This window comes from Wolbachia endosymbiont of Drosophila tsacasi, from assembly GCF_028982115.1.
Classification (GTDB): Bacteria; Pseudomonadota; Alphaproteobacteria; order Rickettsiales; family Anaplasmataceae; genus Wolbachia; species Wolbachia pipientis_B.
This window is the reverse complement of sequence record NZ_JAPQLJ010000054.1, coordinates 68,491-87,477: the sequence shown is the minus strand read 5'-3', so window position 1 is coordinate 87,477 and position 18,987 is coordinate 68,491. Positions and strand designations below refer to the sequence as shown.

The following is an 18,987-nucleotide window of genomic DNA, read 5'->3' as shown; positions in this document are numbered from 1 at the left end:
CGATTTGAAGAATCATCATACCGCTACGTGTTAGCGGCTAAGAGATACCGCGGCGGTATGACATAGGACTGCTGTCATTCAAGTAGCTGAAACTGGAATGACACGTCATAAAGAAACCAGTGTCAGCTACTTGGATGATACCTTTTTTCTACTTAGTTTGGGTTATGCAAGAAGTCTATTTACTTCTTAACTTGACGCACATGATGTCTTGCAGCATCATCTACTGCTTCTAAATATACCATTGCTAGACATATACCACTGTGTACTTCTATAGATAACTTATTGCCTAAACTTCGATTAAAGCAAGAATTCTTTCCTGGAAAAGCAAGGTTGCTAAGATGCAGTTCCCATTTTAACCCTTTTGTTGATATTTGAGCTCTCGGTATACCAAGTAAAGATATTTTAGTATTTTTTGGCAAAGAAAAAAAATGGGCAATACCTTTTTGTAAAGTGTAACCTACCATGGGAGGTGAAGGTGTGTAAAAGATACTACCTGTACTTAGAAAAACGTTAATATTTTGTAGTATATGATCAATTGCTCCTCCAGTAATACCCGTTACTATTGATGGCAATAACTTTACTGTCTTTAAGTGAGCCATTGCTTTAGAAAAGTCGCAATAATCTTGATCAGGTAGATATATCGTATTCAAATTAGCACGTAAATCCAGATTTACGCTATCCAAATCTCCTATTACAAGATCAGGTTGTACACCAATTGATAGAAGCTTGTTTGCTCCTCCATCTACAGCAATAATAGGTATATCTCGTTTAAAAAATGATGAATCAGGTATTTCCCCATTTAGCACAACAATAGAACGATATTGTTGTTGTATGCCACAATGTAGTACATGATTATGAAATGCTTCACGCAGCTTTTGCATCGTAATAACATTTTTGAATAACCGATATTAGCAGTTATACTAATTATTATCCAAACTAATCGTTGGTTGTGCATCTTGCTCAGAGATTAGGGCAACCAACAAATTATTTATCAATTGAACCTTTTGCTTGCCATCTAATTGTAAGCTTTTGTTTTTTTCAAAATGAGCTATTACTTCTTCGACAATTCCTATTGCATTTTGCACTATATGCCTTCTTGCCGAAGTGATAGCATGTGCTTGTTGACGCCTTAACATTGCTTGTGCAATCTCGGACGAATACGCCAAATGCGATATTCTTGCTTCTGTAATCTCAATTCCTGCAATATCTAATCTTTGTTGTAACATTGACCGCAATTCATCTGAAATTTTATCAGAATTTTTACGTAAAGATTCCTCATCGCTTTCGCTATCATACGGATAATTGTTCGCCAATTCTCTAATTACCGAGTCACTTTGTACAAAAACAAATTCGTGATAGTTGTTAACATTATAATACGCCTTTGCAGGACTGCTCACTCTCCAAACAATTACTGTAGAAATCTCTATTGGACTTCCATTTGCATCATTCACTTTTATTTTTTCTGTGTTAATATTCTGAAATTTTAGGAAAACTATATATTTGCTTGAAAAGGGAAGCGTTATACATATTCCAGACTTAAAATAAGTTCCAATATAATGACCAAAAAACTCTATCACTCTTGCTTCATTAGGGTCATTAATAAAAAATCCTTGAAGAAAAGTCAAAATTGAAACAGCAGCAACTCCAAGCGCAATTGTGCTGTCATATGCCAAAAAAAGCAGCGATAAAATTAATCCTAGCGCTATTAGTACAGGAAAAAACCGGAGTTGACTTAAATTCCTATCGTTTATCGTATTCTTATCCATATTGTCTTTAAACTTCTTTTTCACTTGAACCCTCTCTGTTGATCGTTTTATTTATCTTATTTACAAATAGTTTAAACTCTCTTAATTCATGATCAGGCAATTTTACTTCAGTTTTATGCGCTATCGTAAGCGGATCGATGTGTTTGCCGTTATATATAACTTCGTAATGTAAATGAGGGCCTGTTGCAACACCAGTGCTACCAACATAGGCGATGACCTGCCCCTGCTTTACTTTAGAGCCTAACTTTATATCGCCACTAAATCTACTTATATGCGCATAACAGGTTGAATATTCATTTTTGTGTTTTATTTTGATATAATTTCCATAGCCACCATTCTTTCCTATATATTCTACCACACCCTCTGCAGCAGCGTATATGGAAGTGCCAAGCTTAGCTGCATAGTCCACTCCTTTGTGAAAAGCAATTTTACCGCGAACAGGATGCTTTCTATTACCAAATTTCGAGGATATACGATAATCTCCATTCAAAGGATTTGCAAAAATTTCGTCATTTTTTAAGCTTATTCCTTCTTTATTAAAATACTTTTCTTCGCCGTCTTGCGATTTATAATGATATAAACTAATAGCTTTCTTGTTTATTGTCAGTGAAGCATATAAAATCTTTTCTTCAGTCTTCTGATTACCGAGCGATCTCTCAAAAAGAACCTCCAATTTACTCTTCGGCACAATGTCTTTTTTAAAATCAACACCAAAATCTTTATATATGTTGATCAATTTTACCACTGTATTTGGCCCCAACCCTTGCTCAATTCCCGTGGCAAAAAAAGAAGATTTTATGGTGCTGGATATGAATAATAATCTTCTATCATGGTTGCTTTCTGTCACCTCAAAATTCTCTCCTGTCATTCCAGCGCTTGACGCTGGAATCCAGCTTTCTGATCGAAAATGTTGTATAGTGCGCTGTTTGCAATCAATTTTTCTGGATCCCAGTGTCTGGGCACTGGGATGACACCCTACACACTGGAACGACACTGCAAGATCTGTTGATGTTTCAGTAGCATATGCTGGTAAAATACAAAGCAATACAAATATTACTAGCCTCATAGCTTATCAACAAAAGTAAAATTACCTTCAACATACTGTACATCATCATTATCTTCTAATTCTTCAACCAATGTGGATAATTTATCGATCAACTCTTTATTGCTAATTTCAACTAGATCCTTTGGTTGCCACGAAAGACGAGCAAGTTCTGGTTCTCCGAATTTTGCATAAAAGGCATCGCGTACTTTACAAAAATCTTTTATTTCACAAGTTATAACGTGTAATCCTTCTTTGTCATTTTCCTCAACATTCAATACTTCTAACTTGATCCCATAATTAAATAAATCATCAAAATTCACACCCTCTGCTTTATAGACGATTAAGCCTACATGATCGAAAAGGTAACTAACACTTCCTGTTTCTCCTAAGTTTCCACCTTTACGAGAAAAGATATAACGCACCTCAGAAGCAGTACGGTTGCGGTTGTTAGTCAAGGCATGGACAATAAGTGCAGTGCCAGAAGGCCCATGACCTTCATATTGGATTTCTTCGTAATTTTTTCCAGCAACATTACCAGTTGCATTTTTTATTGCTGTTTCTATTTTATCTTTTGGTAGATTTTCCTTGCGTGCAGCAAATATAGCAGAGCGAAGGCGCGGGTTGAGTTCGGGATCGGGCAGCCCTTGCTTTGCAGCAACTGTTATTTCTCTAATCAGCTTCGTAAATTTTTGAGAGCGCTTTGCATCCTGAGCGCCTTTCCGATGTTTTATATTTGAAAATTGTGAATGACCAGCCATATTCAAATAGTTAAAAACCTAATTATATATCAAAGCATAGAAAAAACTAAAGCAAATTTTCAAGCCTCCGGCTTGGCATCTTGCAGGTTTTCTGCTAATAACATACTTTCATACTGTTCAGCTTCTAAGTCAAGGCCAAGAGCTGAATGAGCTGCTATTAAATAGTTAATAGACTTAGAAAAATATTTAGAATCCTTATAGCTTGCTATATTCTGGAAACGCTTAATTGCTGCTAAATATTCACCACGCCTCAGGTAAAATTTACCGATAGAATACTCTTTTGTTGATATATGCTCTGTGATTAGCTTTGCTTTTTCCTTCATCTCGTTTACATATTCGCTGCCTGAAAAGAGATTAATGTACTCTGTAGCTAGCTCTAAAGTTTTATATGCAGTTTGCTGTCCAAGTTGCACTTTATTAATTTGCATGTAATAAGATAATACTCTTAAGTAGTATACATATGGTAAATCTTCACCATTTGAATAAACATATATATAATCATCCATATCACTTGCAGCACTGCTATAGTTACCCATGTTATAATGAGACATACCAGATAATAATTTTGCTTTCCTTGCCCAATAAGAGAAAGGGTACAAATCTTCTATCTTTTGAAATGCCCTAATAGCTTGTTTATATTTTTTCTGGTCAAAAAGTTCAACTGCTTCTTCATATAGTTCAGTTTCAGTTTTTTCAAGATCATTCGCATACGATTGTGTAAAGGAGCAAATTAGAAAAATAAAGCACGCGATTAAAGTCTTATACATAAGATTTTTTTCGATCAAAATAAAGTATAGACCTAAATATTACTTAAATAAATAAATTTCTACTAGGCAATAGCCGGCCCTTCTGTGTTTGAGCCGCCATCTCCTATATTACCCACACCAGCACCTATTGAAACACCTTTTCCGCTCACTTCTATATTCTCTAGCTTTCTACTATAAGGACGTGCAATTAGTACACTTCCTGCTATTAAAAGATCATACCTACCAAGCCTAAAGTAGGCCCAACAGCAGGATGTAAAGATGATGATAGTGCTATTAACATTATCCTTCTTATTAATAATATAGAAGAACCAGCAAGCATTAACTTAGCTGCAGACATATTGCTTGTCTTTTTTTCAGATTTCTCATCAAAGCCTTGCTTTTTTTGTACTCACGATAGCAAAAAATAGCGCTTGCTACAAAGTAAAATAGACTAGAAAGCGAAAAAGCTACATCTCCTATTATTCCTTGCTCTAACGCTTGACTTACTATGCTAGCCACAATAACTAATGTAACTAAAGCAGCATCAGCATAGTTAAAGTAATCATCAACTGTATAAGGAATGTCTCTCCTTTCTTTTTCTATTATTTCCCCATTTTCAATATTCTCCAACTCTCGTTCTTTTTGTGCTATTTTTCTATTATTATAAATTAAATATAGCGTGCAAATAAGATATAAAGTTGTAAAGGGTAATATAGTATGACCTAATGCGCTGCTTATAAGGCCGAGTAATACCTGATCGCTACATGTTTTTTCCAGTTCAATTGCCATCAACAATGCAAATGGAATCATTGTCGCCAATGATACATATTTTCTATGTAGCTCTCTTTTTTTTAGTGTTAATAGCTCTTGTTCTAGCTTCTTCTTTTTTTCTGCTTCTCCTACTTTTAGCATTAATAACTCCTGTTCGAGTTTCTTCTTTTTTTCCGCTTCTTCTTTTAGTGTTAATGACTCTTGTTCTAGCCTTTCTTTTTTAGCTTCTTCATCAACTGTTAGCCAAAAATCTCGAAAAAAATCTTCATTAAGGTTATTAGTCATATAAATCCTATTAACTAATACATTATACAGGATTTTAACTATTCAGTCAATATTATGAAAATATTAACCACTTTTATATATTAACTGTTTCTCAAGAAATTCAGTCAATCTGTTTGATGCCGGCTAGAACATAATTATAGCCTGACCACATAGTTATAATAGCTGCAACCCATAAACAAATCACACCTATATATTGAATCATATCATAATCGTGCATTATTAGCGCTACTACAGCAACCATCTGCAAAAATGTTTTAATTTTTCCAGCTTTGCTTACAGGTAGACTAACATTTATAGCTATAAGGAACTCCCGTAAACCCGGAACTAATATTTCCCTACAGATGATGATAATCGATGGTACTATTGTAAAATCATTTATCTTCTGCTTATAAACTAGCATAATTATCGTTGAAACCACTATTAATTTATCAGCAATTGGATCAAATAGCTTGCCAAACTTTGATTGGACTTTCCACGCACGCGCCAAGTAACCATCAAAAAAATCCGTAATGCATGCAAACACAAAGATTGATATTGTTATCAGGCCTGCATATTTATTTTCTATATAAAAACTTAATATTATTGCTGGTATTGCAAGTGCACGAGAAATTGTAAGCAAATTAGGCACGTTTTTCTTAAGCATGTAATATCATCTTACGTAATAGGTAAACTTATACAGAAGTATAACAGAGTTCACAAGCTAATAGTTTACAATTGAACATTTATAAAAACTCCATATACTTAAAAATTACAAGCTTAAAATATAAGAATGAACGATGATTTAGATAATACCACAAGACAAGAGGCACTTAAGTATCACAGTAGAGGTGGTAACCCTGGTAAAATTTCAATCATGCCAACAAAACCTTTATCTACCCAGTATGATTTGTCACTTGCTTATTCTCCTGGCGTTGCAGCTCCGTGCCTTGAAATAGCTAAAAATTCTGAGGTTGTTTATGATTATACGGCAAAAAGCAATTTTGTAGCTGTCATTTCAAATGGCACTGCAGTGCTTGGGCTTGGTAATATCGGGCCTCTTGCTTCAAAACCCGTTATGGAAGGCAAAGCTGTTTTATTTAAGCGTTTTGCTGATATTGATGCAGTTGATATAGAAGTTGGTACAGAAAATATAGAAGATTTTATCAATGCAGTAAGGTACCTTGGGCCAAGTTGGGGGGGGATAAATTTAGAGGATATAAGATCTCCCGATTGTTTTATAATAGAGAAACGTCTGAATGAACTGATGGATATTCCAGTGTTCCATGATGACCAGCATGGAACTGCAGTGGTTGTTGCAGCTGGTATAGAAAATGCTCTTGATATTGTCGGAAAGAAATTAGAGTACGTTAAGATCATTATGAATGGTGCTGGAGCAGCCGGTATTGCATGTTTAGAAATACTAAAGTCCATGGGCGCTAAAAATATAGTGCTGTGTGATAAGCAAGGAGTAATATACAAAGGTAGAAACGAGGACATGAATGAGTGGAAGGAAAAATATGCAATTGATACTTCCGAACGTTTTCTACTTGATACAATAAAAGGCGCTGATGTATTCATCGGATTATCTGCAAAAGATGTGTTAAATGAAGAGATGTTAAAGAGTATGGGCAAAGACCCGATTATTTTCGCTCTCGCCAACCCCGATCCAGAAGTAAGGCCTGAGTTTGCAAAATCTGTGAGGCCAGATGCAATAATCGCAACTGGCAGGTCAGATTACAACAATCAAGTCAACAACGTAATGGGATTTCCTTATATATTCAGAGGAGCGCTTGATGTACATGCAACAACAATAAATAATGAGATGAAAATTGCAGCTGCAGATGCAATAGCAAAGCTTGCCCGTGAGCCAGTGTCTGACGAGATATCTGCAGCCTATGGCAGTCGTAAAATGAGCTACGGCCATGAATACATAATACCGACTCCGTTTGACCCAAGATTAATTTCTATAGTATCTCCTGCTGTTGCAAAAGCCGCAGTTGATTCAGGTGTCGCAAGAAAGGCAATACAAGATTGGAGTAAATATAAAAATCAATTAAAATCTCGTCTTGCTGGTGTTCTTAATACACTGAATCTACTGTCTTCACAATATTAGTAACCATATAATCAATAATTCAATTGCACCCAGTCGTTTTAGATTTATAATGAAAGTATTGTAATTTAAAGCAAGTCAATGACTATTGCAATTCACGAATTAGAAAGGGTCATCAAACAATCGTTCCCTGACGCTGATATAAAGGTTCATGACCTTGCTGGAGATGATGATCATTATCATTTAAAAATAACCTCCAAGTGCTTTCTTGGAAAGACAAAAATAGAACAGCATAAAATGGTATATAAAGCTCTGGAAGGTCAGTCTATACACGCCTTGCAACTGGAAACTAATACTTAAAAATAAGGTAAATTTATGAGCAGTTTTGAACAAATAAAAAAAGATATAGCGGAAAATGATGTGGTGTTATACATGAAAGGCACTTCTGATTTTCCTCAATGCGGATTCTCTGGACTCGTCGTGTCAATCCTAAAAAAATTGAACGTGAAGTTTAAGTATATTAACGTGTTGGAGAATGATGAAATACGTGAATCTATAAAAAAGTTTTCTGATTGGCCAACAATTCCACAATTATATATAAAGGAAGAGTTTATCGGTGGTTGCGACATCACTCGCGAGATGTACGAAAAAGGCGAATTGCAAAATTTATTGAAGGAAAAAAAATTATTGCGGAATAAGTACCAAGAAACCAGTGCCCAGACGCTGGATAACGTAGTATAAGCTATGAAAAAGGATCTTATGTCTTAAACCTTATCACCAGGCTTAACAAATAGGTGGCCCAATACTATTAACTTTATGGGTTTACCTTCGTCATTTGCTACTATCCAAACCCCATCGCTCTCATGATCAACAATTTCTATTGGTACAAATATTACATGATTATTGTCGTCAACAATCTTTATTCCAAGAGCACCCTCGTCACTTAAGCTCAGGGCTGAAGAAGGAACTTTATATGTAAATCTTTCACCTGAAGGTAGCCTTACGTTGGCAGTTAGTCCCTGCAAGGATATCATTTTATTATTAGTTACCTTCACTTCTACCCTATAAGATCCAGTTTTAGGCTCAGCAATTTTACTAATAAAACTTACTTCACCTGCCAATTCTTTTCCGTCCAGCAAATTAATTTGAGCTGTGCTGCCTAGCTCTATTTTATTTACTTCATTTTCCGAAATATATAACACTACAAGAATTTGATCGAAATTAACCACGTCAGCTATTTTTTGCCCAGCATTAACAAAATCCCCTTCGTTTGCATTGATTTTATCAATATAACCATCTATAGGAGATGTAACTGCAGTATTTTCTAAATCCAATTCTAGCCTTTTTAGGTCAGCTTTTGCACTTTGTAACGCAGTAAAAGCTGCTTCTACTTGTATTTGTGCTCCATAGCCTTTTTTATTCAGTTTGTGAGAGGAATCATACTCAATTTCACGCTGCTTTAATAAAGCTTTGGCTTTCTGAGCTTGTTCAATCCTGTCATAATCTTCTATCTTTAATACTACATCATCTCTTTTTACCTTTTCACCATCAGGTAAATAAATAGCAATAATCTTACCACTTATTTTTGAGACAAGGCTAGCCCTATGTAAGGGATTTACTGTACCAGAAAAATTTAAATATATAGTGCGGTTTTGCGGCGCACATTCTTGAGTTTTTACTGAAAAGCTACTAGTTGCATTATCACTATGAACCGCCTGATCTTTTTTTAAAAATGCACTGCTGCTAAAAAACAGTAGAATAAAAGCAATACTGGAAATGATGATTACTTTATTTCTCATCTTTAAACAATAGAATTTGTTAACTAATTTTGTTAGAAACAACTGCATAAATTTTCGAATCAAAAATATAAGTATAATACATGCATCATTGTCACTCCATAAATAATTTTATATGAGAACAAACACAAGATTTTCCTACAATAAGTAAGTTTTTTATTGCAAAAATGCAATTTTTAATCGAATAAAAATGTAAAATTGCAAATAAAGTTGTGCATAAAACTGGATTTAAAAAAATCTCGAAAAACATACTAAAACTTTTAAATAATAACTTTATATCTAGTGGCTTTGCCTTCTCCAAGACGCTGTAAGTATTTCATCCCTAGCAGTTTCTTTGTAATTGCCTCTACTGTTCTTGGAGGAAACCCTAGAGCTTCTATAGCATCTTTTCTACTAAATTCTTTATCTGCAAGGCTAAGTGCCCACTCCCAGAAGAATAATTGTTTTCTTGATAATAAATATTCAGTATTCTCCCTCTCAAGAATATAATGTGTCTCATTTGCTTGCGTTTTGAGCACATTAAGAAAAGATATTAACCATGGGGAAATATCTTCTTTGCCACTTTTCCAGCTACTTTGTGTTTTATTAAGCGCTAAATAGTAATCAAGTTTGTTAGTTTCAATTATCTTTTCATGTGATACAATAGATACAAAATCATAACCCTGCTGCAACAGCATTAAATTAGTCATCAATCTACTAGTTCTGCCATTCCCATCTTGAAAAGGGTGTATTGCCAGATACTCAAAAACAAAGTTAGCAACAATAATAAGAGGATGCTTAAATTTATTATTTAAGGACCAGTGATACCAGTCAATAAGCTCTTGTACTTCCTTTCTAACAAGGTAAGGTGGTGTGGGATCAAAAATTATACCAACAACTTTTCCATTCTGATCTTTTGCCTCAACTCTATTAGAACTTGCTTTGTATTTTCCTCTATGATACAAATCTTTTTCACTATAAAGTAGCATCTGGTTGTTAATGTGCAATATTGATGACTCACTAATTGGAATATCCGTATAATCATGAAATATTAGTTTAAGCATTTCTAAGTAGCCAGCAATTTCTTGCTCATCTCTATTTTTAAATTTTTTGACACGTAGGTTTTTATATAGATCCTCAACTTCTTTATCGGTTAGACGATTTCCTTCAATACGGTTAGAAGCGCCAGAAGATGTAACAATAACTGAATGAGTTAATCTTTCAATTGTTTGTGGTAGTAGTTTTTTCGTTATCTGCCAGCTATTTTTAACACTATCAACTGCAGTAATTAACTCGTACACTTGCTCAATTACAGGCCCTTCTAGGTTGAGACGTGTACTAAGACGAAGATTCTTCCAGTTCATATTCTTCTCACATGCATATTATGTGATATAATGTGAGATAATGTGATAAAAGTCAATAGTAAGCTTTATATGCATAGCAGAGCTAACTACAAAAATTATATATTTTCAAGTGATCCTAACCATATCAAAAACTACAGGGCAAAGCTGTTGGAGGAAGGCTTAATTAGTTAAAAATTTCAATCTTATGTAAAATATTGTCTTATTTTGTAATTTTCTTGTTGACTAACGAGACGATATCTACTTTTCAATAAACTCCATTTGCATTTCTTGTATACTACTTTCTATTTGCTCTATTTGTTCTATCAACCTTTCTTCTAAGTCAAGATTACCGCTCAGCCTCGCTTCGGTTCTTTCTTTTCGTAATGCATTTAATTCTTTTAGTAACACTATATTATTCCACACAATTTCTGCAGACTTTCTCTCGCTTAATTGACTGTTTAGTACACTAGTTTTTTCAAATACATACTTTATAACGTCAAACTGTTTCAATTCTTGTAACAAAGCCTCTTTACCAAGTTTGCTTTTGTTACTTATTACATCAATTATACGCTGTTGTAATCTTTTCATCTCATTAGTAAATTCAAAATGAGAAAATTGCTCAAAAAATATAGGATGGTGTAAGATCTCTGGAAATTCTATTACTATACGTAGAATTATAGCCTGATTTTGCTCTGCCTCAATTAGCTCTGGAGATTTGTTATGAAAATACTCACCTTTTGTTGCTTTGCTATTAAAAATCAGCTTTTTAAAGCTTCTTCTCAGTTCACTGGCCTTATTATAAAAATAATCTCTGTAATACCTTCTAATACTGCTGTTGCTAATAGCATTTACATATTCCATGAACTTGTGCTCAAGAATTGAATATTTTTCCGGAGCAAGTTTTTCATAATTTTGCAAGTTGCTATCGATTATGTGATGCCATAAATATTCAGAATGCAGTTTTGTTGAATGGTCAAGAGCAGTCAACACGTCTTCTTTCTTGTATGCCAGTTCGTTACATATATCGTATGGATCTTTATTACTCGGTAAAGTCACAAACTTCAATGTATACCCAGGCTCTAATATTGGCAGAGCAAGTTCTGCAACTCGGGTAGCAGCATGACGTCCAGCACTATCTCCATCCATACAGATGGAGATTTCTTTAGCAAATCTCCATAGATTTTTTATCTGTTCTGCAGAAATTGCGGTACCAAGCGGAGCAACTGCATTACTAATTCCCGCTTGATGTAGCGCTATAGCGTCCATATATCCTTCAACAACAAATATGTGCTGTTTTTTACGTATTTCGCTTAAAGCAAAGTTTAATCCGTATAAATTCTCCCTCTTCTTGAAGAGCTGACTCTCTGGGCTATTTAAATATTTCGGCTGTTGCTCAGAACTCAGCGCACGTCCGCCAAAACCAATAACTCTTCCTGTAATGCTCTGTATAGGAAATATCAGCCGGTCATAAAAATAATCATGAAAATTTTTGTTTACTAATCCAATATCAATTAAAATTTTGTCTTCAATACCTGAAGAGTTTAAATACTCTTTCAAACCAGAGCTTGGTGCATAACCTATCTTAAATTTATCTATGATTTCAGGTAAAATCTTGCGCTGCTTTAAATAATCTACAACGCCCTGATTTTTTTGTGCAAACCAATTTGCAGCTAAATCAAGCGCTAAAAATAGTTTATTGTCCCCTTTTGTAATACTAAGACTTTTGGGCAGTTCAACACCTGTAACCGATGCTAATCTTTCCAATGCTTCTTTAAAGCTTAGTCCTTCAGTTTGTGAAATAAATTCAAATGCATCACCACTAGCCAAGCAACCAAAACAGTAATATAACCCCTTAGTATTGCTCACCGAAAAAGATGGAGTTTTTTCGTTGTGAAATGGACAGAGCCCAACAAAACTATTTCCTCTTTTTATTAGCCTGACTTTTTTACCTACTATGTCAGATAATAATAATTTTGATTTTATAATATCTATGTGATCCATCTTATTGAATTAGTAGTAGGATAAAAATTATATAGAATTTATACACATCTGACTCGAAATTTATTTCAAGCTTTAGGACTCCCGAAAGATCAGGAGTATTAAAACGGCTTGACAGAAAGATCAAAATAAATTACCCATATAAATATCCTTAAGTTATGCAAGATCAATTTTTTATATGTCAGATATAATATCAATTGCCTCAGATCATGCTGGTTATGAATTAAAATCAGAAATAAAATCCTACTTGGAAACCCTGGGTTACACAGCGATAGATCAAGGTTGCACTGCTAAGCAAAAGTGTGTAGATTACCCAGATTACGCTGTTAAAGTTGTAGAAGATATAACAAGCAAAAAAGCAAATTATGGGATATTAATTTGTGGTACAGGTTTGGGCATGAGTACCGTGGCAAATCGTTTTGAAGGAATCTACGCTGCTTTATGTAACAGTGTTGAGATCGCAAAATTAGCTCGCGAGCATGGCAACGCAAATGTACTGTGTCTTGGTGCAGGATTTACTGCGAGTGGATTAGCAAAAGACATAGTCAAACAATTCCTCGAAACAGAATTTTCAAAAGAAAGCAGACATAAAAAACGCCTTAATAAACTCAGCAATATAACCTCTAAGAAAAAAAAAACAAAAACTTATAACGAAGATGAAATATCAAAATTCGCTAAAATGGCAGGTGAATGGTGGAATGAGAATGGCAAATTTAAGCCATTGCACATGATGAATCCTATTAGAGTATCTTACATTATTAAGAAAATAAAAGAGTTAAAAAAATGCGATTTAAAAGAATTATCATTGCTTGATGTTGGATGCGGTGGTGGCATTTTGTCAGAGTCAATGGCACGCGTTGGCATTAACGTTATAGGAATAGATGTATGTGAAGAAAACATCAAAGTGGCACAGTCACATGCGAAAAAAGTAGGGCTTAATGTAGAATATATGCACACCAGCATTGAAGAGCTAAGCAATGACAAGAAGTACGACGTGGTTCTGTTGATGGAAGTAGTTGAACATGTGGATAATTTAGAGCTTTTCATGAAGAAAGCAATAGAGCTGCTAAAACCGGAGGGGTTAATCTTTATATCCACAATAAATAGAACTATCAAATCCTTCTGCCTTGCAATAATTGGTGCAGAGTACATATTAAATTGGCTGCCAAAAGGTACGCATAACTGGAATAAATTTCTCAAGCCGTCAGAAATTGCAAATCACTTAAGAGAAAATAATGTAACGCTGCAAAACATGGCTGGCATGGAGTACAACGTAATAAAGCGTGAGTGGAATCTAACTAAAGGTGTGGGTGTTAATTATATACTTTGTGGAAACATTGTAGTTTGAGACGGTTCTAATATCACCCTCTTCTTGTCATCCGAGTAGCTTGACTACTTGGATCCAGAAAAAAGAATGGTGTCATGAAAGTAGCTGACACTGGTTTCCATCCAAGACGGTGTCATCCAAGTAGCCTTCTCTTCCTGTCATCCCAGTGCTTGACACTGGGACCCAGAAGACGTAATTTCAACAAGTGGCTGCATAATAAAGGCTGGATTCCAGTGCCAAGCACTGGAATGACACCTGTAGCCCTACGTCATACCGCGATTCATTCGCGGTATCTCATCCGCTAACAAGAGATCCCGCTGCGGGATGACGGTTGTCGTTTAGCTATAAACATTAAGAAATTTACCAAATGAAAAAAAAGGCAAAAGAAATCCCGTGTTAGCTAGTTGTCACTCTCTAATCCTGCAAATTGGTGTACTATACTGTCTTAAACGACTTATAAGCGCGTTTCAGCTTGTGTAGGTAAAAACCTAGAAATATTGTGAAGACATAAGGTGCACATAGTGCAAAAAATTAAAAATAAGACGCCAATTACGTTGTTTTCTTGCTGTTTAATCTGCACAGATGAAGATAACTGAATACCTTCAGTTTCATAATAAGGGGGCTGGCGAGGCTTGTCAAGTAAGTTTTTTCGTTTCTATGTTGTCAGCTACTTGGATGACACCATCTGCTGTACGGATTGCTTTCTAAAACAAACGTTTGTATAGTTATACATAGTGTACTACACATTGATTTTTATTACTAGCACAGATACGATAAAGCTTTAAGCACTGCATAATGGAACAATTCGAGAACTTTTACATCACCACGCCAATATATTACATAAACGATAAGCCGCATATCGGGCATGCATATACTTCTCTCATCTGTGATGTGGTGGCAAGGTTCATGAAACTAGCTGGAAAAAAAGTCAAATTTACTACCGGTACAGATGAACATGGACAAAAAATCGAAAAAGCAGCTAAAGCAAAGGAAATGCAGCCAAAAGAATTTACAGATGAAGTGAGCGTTTCATTTAAAGAATTGGCTAAGTTCATGAATTTTGAGTATGACGATTTTATTCGCACTACGGAGGAACGTCACAAAAAAGCAGTTATAGCTTTATGGAATAGACTTGAAGAGAGAGGACAAATATATTTGGATTCCTATTCGGGTTGGTATTCAGTGCGTGATGAAGCATTTTATCAGGAGTCAGAGCTGATAGATGGCAAAGCACCAACAGGCGCAGAAGTTCAGTGGATAAAAGAAGAGAGCTACTTTTTTCGCTTATCAAACTGGCAAAACAAATTACTTGAGCTATATGAAGGTCAACCAAATTTTATCTTTCCTGAGAGCAGAAAAAATGAAGTGATGTCGTTTGTAAAATCGGGACTCACTGACCTTTCAATCTCTCGCACTAGTTTTAACTGGGGAATAAAAGTACCAGGTAATGACAAACACGTAATCTATGTCTGGATAGATGCATTAACCAATTATCTTACATCAATAGGTTTCCCTAGTACCGAGGGTGAGGAATATAAAAGATTTTGGGCAGAATCCAAAACGCAGATTCCAGCGTCACGCGCTGGAATGACATCAGCTGATAACTCCTTCAATGTTCATGTAATTGGTAAAGACATATTGCGTTTTCATGCCGTATATTGGCCAGCAATTCTCCTTTCAGCAGATTTGCCACTGCCAAAACAAATTGCAGTTCATGGTTGGTGGCTAAACGAAGGAGAAAAAATATCCAAGTCCCTTGGTAATGTCATAGATCCAATTGGCCTCGCTCAAGAGTTTGGTGTTGATCAACTACGCTATTTTCTCCTTCGGGAAGCAAGTTTTGGCCAAGATGGAAATTTCAGTAAGAAAGACATGATCAGCCGCATAAACTCAGAACTTGCAAACAATATAGGCAATTTAGTACAAAGAACAATTTCATTTTTACACAAGCAATGTTCTGGAATTGTACCAACAATCGATCAAAGCCTACTTAAAGATGAAGAAAGTCTTCCAGGTTGCAAAGCTATACTCGATCAGGTGATGAATCATCTATCAAAGTATGAGTTCAACCAGATTATACTTCTAATTATCAACATCTCTTCTGAAGCCAATGCTTATATAGACAAAAGTGCACCCTGGATATTAAGCAAAACTGATAGAGAACGCATGAATTTAGTAATCTACAAATTACTGGAATATATAAGAATAATAGGCATTTTATTGCAGCCAATTGTTCCCAAGTCAGCAGAAATGATACTTGATCAATTGCAAATTTCAAAAGAACAACGAGATTTAAAATCTCTGTGCGACGCATGCGTAAGTTCAGGCATAACATTGCCTAAACCTACGCCGGTTTTTCAAAAGTTAATGCTTAGCAGCACTATAGATTGAAGGGTGATCTTCTGTTAGTTTTTTCAACTTAACAGAATCAACAAGAGTATCTGGTTGTTTTAATGTGTTTATACCATTATCTACTCTAGGGAAAGATGTACTATCAAGACATGTAGCCTCTTTTGCTGGTATATTCATTTGATTAGATCCAACAGTTTTACTACTCTCAGCACTATTACCTTTTCCAGAAAACAGATTAGTGATAATATCCCCATCCATGATCTCTTATAGGTCCTGTGAAATCCACATCAAGCCCATAACTTATAAAGATAATGCTTATTATAGTTGAGGCTAGTGCATATAATGAGGTACCATCTTCTGTGCTATCAACAAGATTGCTTGCTATACTAGACGAGCTGTCAGCAACACAAAATCCACCACTTTCTGTGCTATCAACAGGATTGCTTACTATACTAGACGAGCTGTCAGCAACACCAAGTCCACCATTTGCAGCAACATATGCTAACCATGCTACTCCTCCTACTGCTCCTACTCCTATCTTAGACTTGTTTTGCCAAGCCCATGCAGCCCAGCTTTGACCATTTCCTTCTTTAGTTGGCTGACTTTTTGGGCTAAAAGCCTCAACATTTTTATATGGAACGTTAGGAAGTACACCCTTAGCCTTCAACCCTGCCCTTGCATTTTCTACTTCCCGCTTCCTTTGAGCTACACAACTTTCAACACTTTTATATGAAGCGTTAGGAAGTAAACCCTTGGCCTTCAACCCTGCCCTTGCATTTTCTTCTTCCTGCTTCCTTTGAGCTACACAACTTTCAACACTTTTATATGAAGCGTTAGGAAGTAAACCCTTAGCCTTCAACCCTGCCCTTGCATTTTCTTCTTCCTGCTTCCTTTGAGCTATACAACTTTCAAGCTTTCCTTGTTGAGAAATAGTATTGTTTTTGCTAATTGCTACAGCTGAAAGTGCAATGGCTACAGCAGAGAGTACAGCACAACCAATAATAAATGGCAGGCCAATACTTAATGCTGCAACTGGAGCTAAGAAACCAACATAAGGAGCTGCAGCAAACACTCCAGATGCTAATAAAGTGAAAGCAGCCAGAGTTCCAGCCATATAATAGGGTACATTGCCTTTACTTATCATGATTATTCCTTATGTATTATAAAATATAATACCGTTATAAAAGGATTTTTAAGAAATTGTCAAGCTACCTTCACATAAAAAAATAACCAACGAAATTGGGAACAAAAAGATTGCTGCCAAGCTACAAACTATGCCTTTCCGTGTAATCTTTAAATGCACCTCTGTTAGAGTCAAAATATAGCTTCACACTGCCAATTGGCCCATTTCTCTGCTTTGCAATAACGAGCTCTGCAATGTTTCTAATTTTTTCCATTTTCTCTTGCCATTCCCGATGTTTATTGCTTCCTTCATTTGGCTGCTTTCTTAATTCATAGTATTCTTCTCTATAGAGGAACATCACTATATCTGCGTCTTGCTCTATGCTTCCTGAATCACGTAAATCAGAAAGTTGTGGTTTTTTATCATCCCTCTGCTCAACAGAACGAGAGAGCTGAGATAGTGCAACAATGGGAATATTCAGCTCTTTTGCAATTGCTTTCAAACCCTGCGTCACTTCCGAGATTTCTTGTACTCTATTTTCATTACTTCTTTTTGTTGTTCCTCTGATTAGCTGCAAATAATCAATGAATACCACTTCTACATTATATAATTGATACAACAAGCGTATTCTGGTGCGAAGGGCACTAATTGATAGCGCAGGGGTGTCATCTATGATGAAAGGCAGTTCAGATAATTCTGTACTAGCATTGATGAATTCGTGCAATTCAAAATCGCTAATTCTCCCGGTTAATGCCTTATAATAACTAATCCCTGAATCTATAGTGATCAGCCTTGCGGTTAATTGTTCTGCTGACATTTCAAGTGAGAAAAACGCTACATAGTGTTGTTTATCTGCTCTTTTTTGCAACATTTTACAAGCATTAAGTGCGATGTTTAGCGCCAGTGCTGTTTTACCCATAGAAGGCCTTGCAGCTAAAATTAATAAATCAGATTTTTGTAGGCCACCAAGAAGCTGATTTAGATCTTGAAGTCCGGTTGTAACGCCCAGCGCTTCTGGATTGTTTTTCAGTATGCTGATCTTCTCAACTACGTCTTTAATTGAACTTGCAAGTTTTATATATGTTTTCTCACCTTGTTTTTTTACTGCTAAGTTGAATAATTTTGTCATTGCTTGTTCAATTTGCGCCTGTGCAGGATTTTCAATATCGTAGTTGTAGCTATCACCAACTATTTCTTGCCCGAGCTTAATTAAACATCTCCTTAAGTAAGTATCACGGATTATTCTAGTCAAACTATAGATATCAAGTGCAATACTTGCCTTTGCTGCAAGCTTTGTTAAGTACTCTATCCCACCACACTCGGTAAACGCTTGGTCGTTCTCAAAAAACATTTTGAGGCTTAGTTCATTGGCAACTATACCGTGTTTCCTGGTTTTGGATATTTGCGTAAAGATACTCTGATGTAATGGATCATAGAAATTCTCTGCCGTGATTGTATCTTCAACTGCATCACAGATTCTATTATCACGAATCATTGCGCCAATAAGCATTTGCTCGGCTTCTAAATTATGCGGTAATTTACATATTTCCTTATCTACACTTCTTGAACTGAGGAGACTAGCTAATTCATTCATTTTAAGTTTTGAGAATAACTGTTGATTATTGTAGAATATTTAGTCCTCATTTGAAAGATGTAAAGGCAAAAAATT

18 protein-coding genes and 1 pseudogene are annotated in these 18,987 nt (G+C 35.5%); 6 read left to right on the top strand and 13 right to left on the bottom strand.

Annotated features, from left to right (window positions below; translation table 11 throughout):
* Nucleotides 1-179: 179 nt before the first annotated feature.
* From OZD70_RS05765 to pgsA, 7 genes and pseudogenes are all read right to left on the bottom strand, one after another.
* A complete protein-coding gene (locus OZD70_RS05765) occupies nt 180-881 on the bottom strand; it encodes a thiamine diphosphokinase (RefSeq protein ID WP_182183973.1) in 702 nt (233 codons plus the stop codon).
* Nucleotides 882-920: 39 nt separating this feature from the next.
* The gene (locus OZD70_RS05760) at nt 921-1,766 is read right to left on the bottom strand and encodes an SPFH domain-containing protein (protein ID WP_275021511.1); all 846 of its coding nucleotides are present in this window, start codon (nt 1,764-1,766) and stop codon (nt 921-923) included.
* A gap of 7 nt (nt 1,767-1,773) precedes the next feature.
* Nucleotides 1,774-2,832 carry a M23 family metallopeptidase gene (locus tag OZD70_RS05755; protein WP_410543797.1) on the bottom strand — a complete coding sequence of 353 codons (1,059 nt, stop codon included), beginning with the start codon at nt 2,830-2,832 and terminating at the stop codon, nt 1,774-1,776.
* Nucleotides 2,829-3,569, bottom strand: a complete 741-nt coding sequence (locus OZD70_RS05745; protein ID WP_275021497.1) for a YebC/PmpR family DNA-binding transcriptional regulator — start codon at nt 3,567-3,569, stop codon at nt 2,829-2,831. The genes OZD70_RS05755 and OZD70_RS05745 overlap by 4 nt, the downstream gene beginning before the upstream one ends.
* Nucleotides 3,570-3,628: 59 nt before the next feature.
* Nucleotides 3,629-4,336, bottom strand: a complete 708-nt coding sequence (locus OZD70_RS05740; protein ID WP_275021494.1) for an outer membrane protein assembly factor BamD — start codon at nt 4,334-4,336, stop codon at nt 3,629-3,631.
* 62 nt (nt 4,337-4,398) lie between these two features.
* Nucleotides 4,399-5,371, bottom strand: a pseudogene (locus tag OZD70_RS05730) (hypothetical protein).
* 100 nt (nt 5,372-5,471) lie between these two features.
* Entirely contained in the window at nt 5,472-6,014 is a 543-nt protein-coding gene (gene pgsA / locus OZD70_RS05725) for a CDP-diacylglycerol--glycerol-3-phosphate 3-phosphatidyltransferase (RefSeq protein ID WP_182183979.1), read from the bottom strand.
* Nucleotides 6,015-6,140: 126 nt separating this feature from the next.
* Here pgsA and OZD70_RS05720 point away from each other — a divergent pair, with 126 nt between their 5' ends.
* From OZD70_RS05720 to grxD, 3 genes are all read left to right on the top strand, one after another.
* Nucleotides 6,141-7,463 carry a malic enzyme-like NAD(P)-binding protein gene (locus OZD70_RS05720; protein WP_275021487.1) on the top strand — a complete coding sequence of 441 codons (1,323 nt, stop codon included), beginning with the start codon at nt 6,141-6,143 and terminating at the stop codon, nt 7,461-7,463.
* A 78-nt stretch (nt 7,464-7,541) separates the two neighbouring features.
* Complete coding sequence (locus OZD70_RS05715; RefSeq protein WP_275021484.1) at nt 7,542-7,760, top strand: BolA/IbaG family iron-sulfur metabolism protein; 219 nt, start codon at nt 7,542-7,544, stop codon at nt 7,758-7,760.
* Between the two features lie 15 nt (nt 7,761-7,775).
* Nucleotides 7,776-8,141, top strand: a complete 366-nt coding sequence (gene grxD / locus OZD70_RS05710; RefSeq protein WP_275021482.1) for a Grx4 family monothiol glutaredoxin — start codon at nt 7,776-7,778, stop codon at nt 8,139-8,141.
* 23 nt (nt 8,142-8,164) lie between these two features.
* Here grxD and OZD70_RS05705 read toward each other — a convergent pair whose 3' ends face one another.
* The 3 genes from OZD70_RS05705 to dnaG form a co-directional block, all read right to left on the bottom strand.
* Nucleotides 8,165-9,247, bottom strand: a complete 1,083-nt coding sequence (locus OZD70_RS05705) for an efflux RND transporter periplasmic adaptor subunit (RefSeq protein WP_275021481.1) — start codon at nt 9,245-9,247, stop codon at nt 8,165-8,167.
* Between the two features lie 209 nt (nt 9,248-9,456).
* Entirely contained in the window at nt 9,457-10,539 is a 1,083-nt protein-coding gene (locus OZD70_RS05700) for a Fic family protein (protein ID WP_275021479.1), read from the bottom strand.
* A 237-nt stretch (nt 10,540-10,776) separates the two neighbouring features.
* A complete protein-coding gene (gene dnaG / locus OZD70_RS05695) occupies nt 10,777-12,519 on the bottom strand; it encodes a DNA primase (protein ID WP_275021476.1) in 1,743 nt (580 codons plus the stop codon).
* Between the two features lie 175 nt (nt 12,520-12,694).
* Here dnaG and ubiG point away from each other — a divergent pair, with 175 nt between their 5' ends.
* The 3 genes from ubiG to metG all read left to right on the top strand — a co-directional run bounded on the left by ubiG (nt 12,695) and on the right by metG (nt 16,234).
* The gene (gene ubiG / locus OZD70_RS05690; RefSeq protein ID WP_275021474.1) at nt 12,695-13,864 is read left to right on the top strand and encodes a bifunctional 2-polyprenyl-6-hydroxyphenol methylase/3-demethylubiquinol 3-O-methyltransferase UbiG; all 1,170 of its coding nucleotides are present in this window, start codon (nt 12,695-12,697) and stop codon (nt 13,862-13,864) included.
* 74 nt (nt 13,865-13,938) lie between these two features.
* Nucleotides 13,939-14,148 (top strand): hypothetical protein, encoded by a 210-nt coding sequence (locus tag OZD70_RS05685; RefSeq protein WP_275021472.1) that lies wholly within the window; start codon nt 13,939-13,941, stop codon nt 14,146-14,148.
* 490 nt (nt 14,149-14,638) lie between these two features.
* Complete coding sequence (gene metG / locus OZD70_RS05680) at nt 14,639-16,234, top strand: methionine--tRNA ligase (protein WP_275021471.1); 1,596 nt, start codon at nt 14,639-14,641, stop codon at nt 16,232-16,234.
* Here the strand turns inward: metG and OZD70_RS05675 are convergent.
* The 3 genes from OZD70_RS05675 to OZD70_RS05665 all read right to left on the bottom strand — a co-directional run bounded on the left by OZD70_RS05675 (nt 16,208) and on the right by OZD70_RS05665 (nt 18,912).
* The gene (locus OZD70_RS05675; protein ID WP_275021469.1) at nt 16,208-16,453 is read right to left on the bottom strand and encodes a hypothetical protein; all 246 of its coding nucleotides are present in this window, start codon (nt 16,451-16,453) and stop codon (nt 16,208-16,210) included. The two genes, metG and OZD70_RS05675, sit on opposite strands and share 27 nt — an antisense overlap.
* On the bottom strand, nt 16,431-17,339 hold the full coding sequence (locus OZD70_RS05670) for a hypothetical protein (protein ID WP_275021455.1): 909 nt from the start codon (nt 17,337-17,339) through the stop codon (nt 16,431-16,433). The genes OZD70_RS05675 and OZD70_RS05670 overlap by 23 nt, the downstream gene beginning before the upstream one ends.
* Before the next feature lie 121 nt (nt 17,340-17,460).
* On the bottom strand, nt 17,461-18,912 hold the full coding sequence (locus tag OZD70_RS05665; RefSeq protein WP_275021450.1) for a replicative DNA helicase: 1,452 nt from the start codon (nt 18,910-18,912) through the stop codon (nt 17,461-17,463).
* Nucleotides 18,913-18,987: the final 75 nt, after the last annotated feature.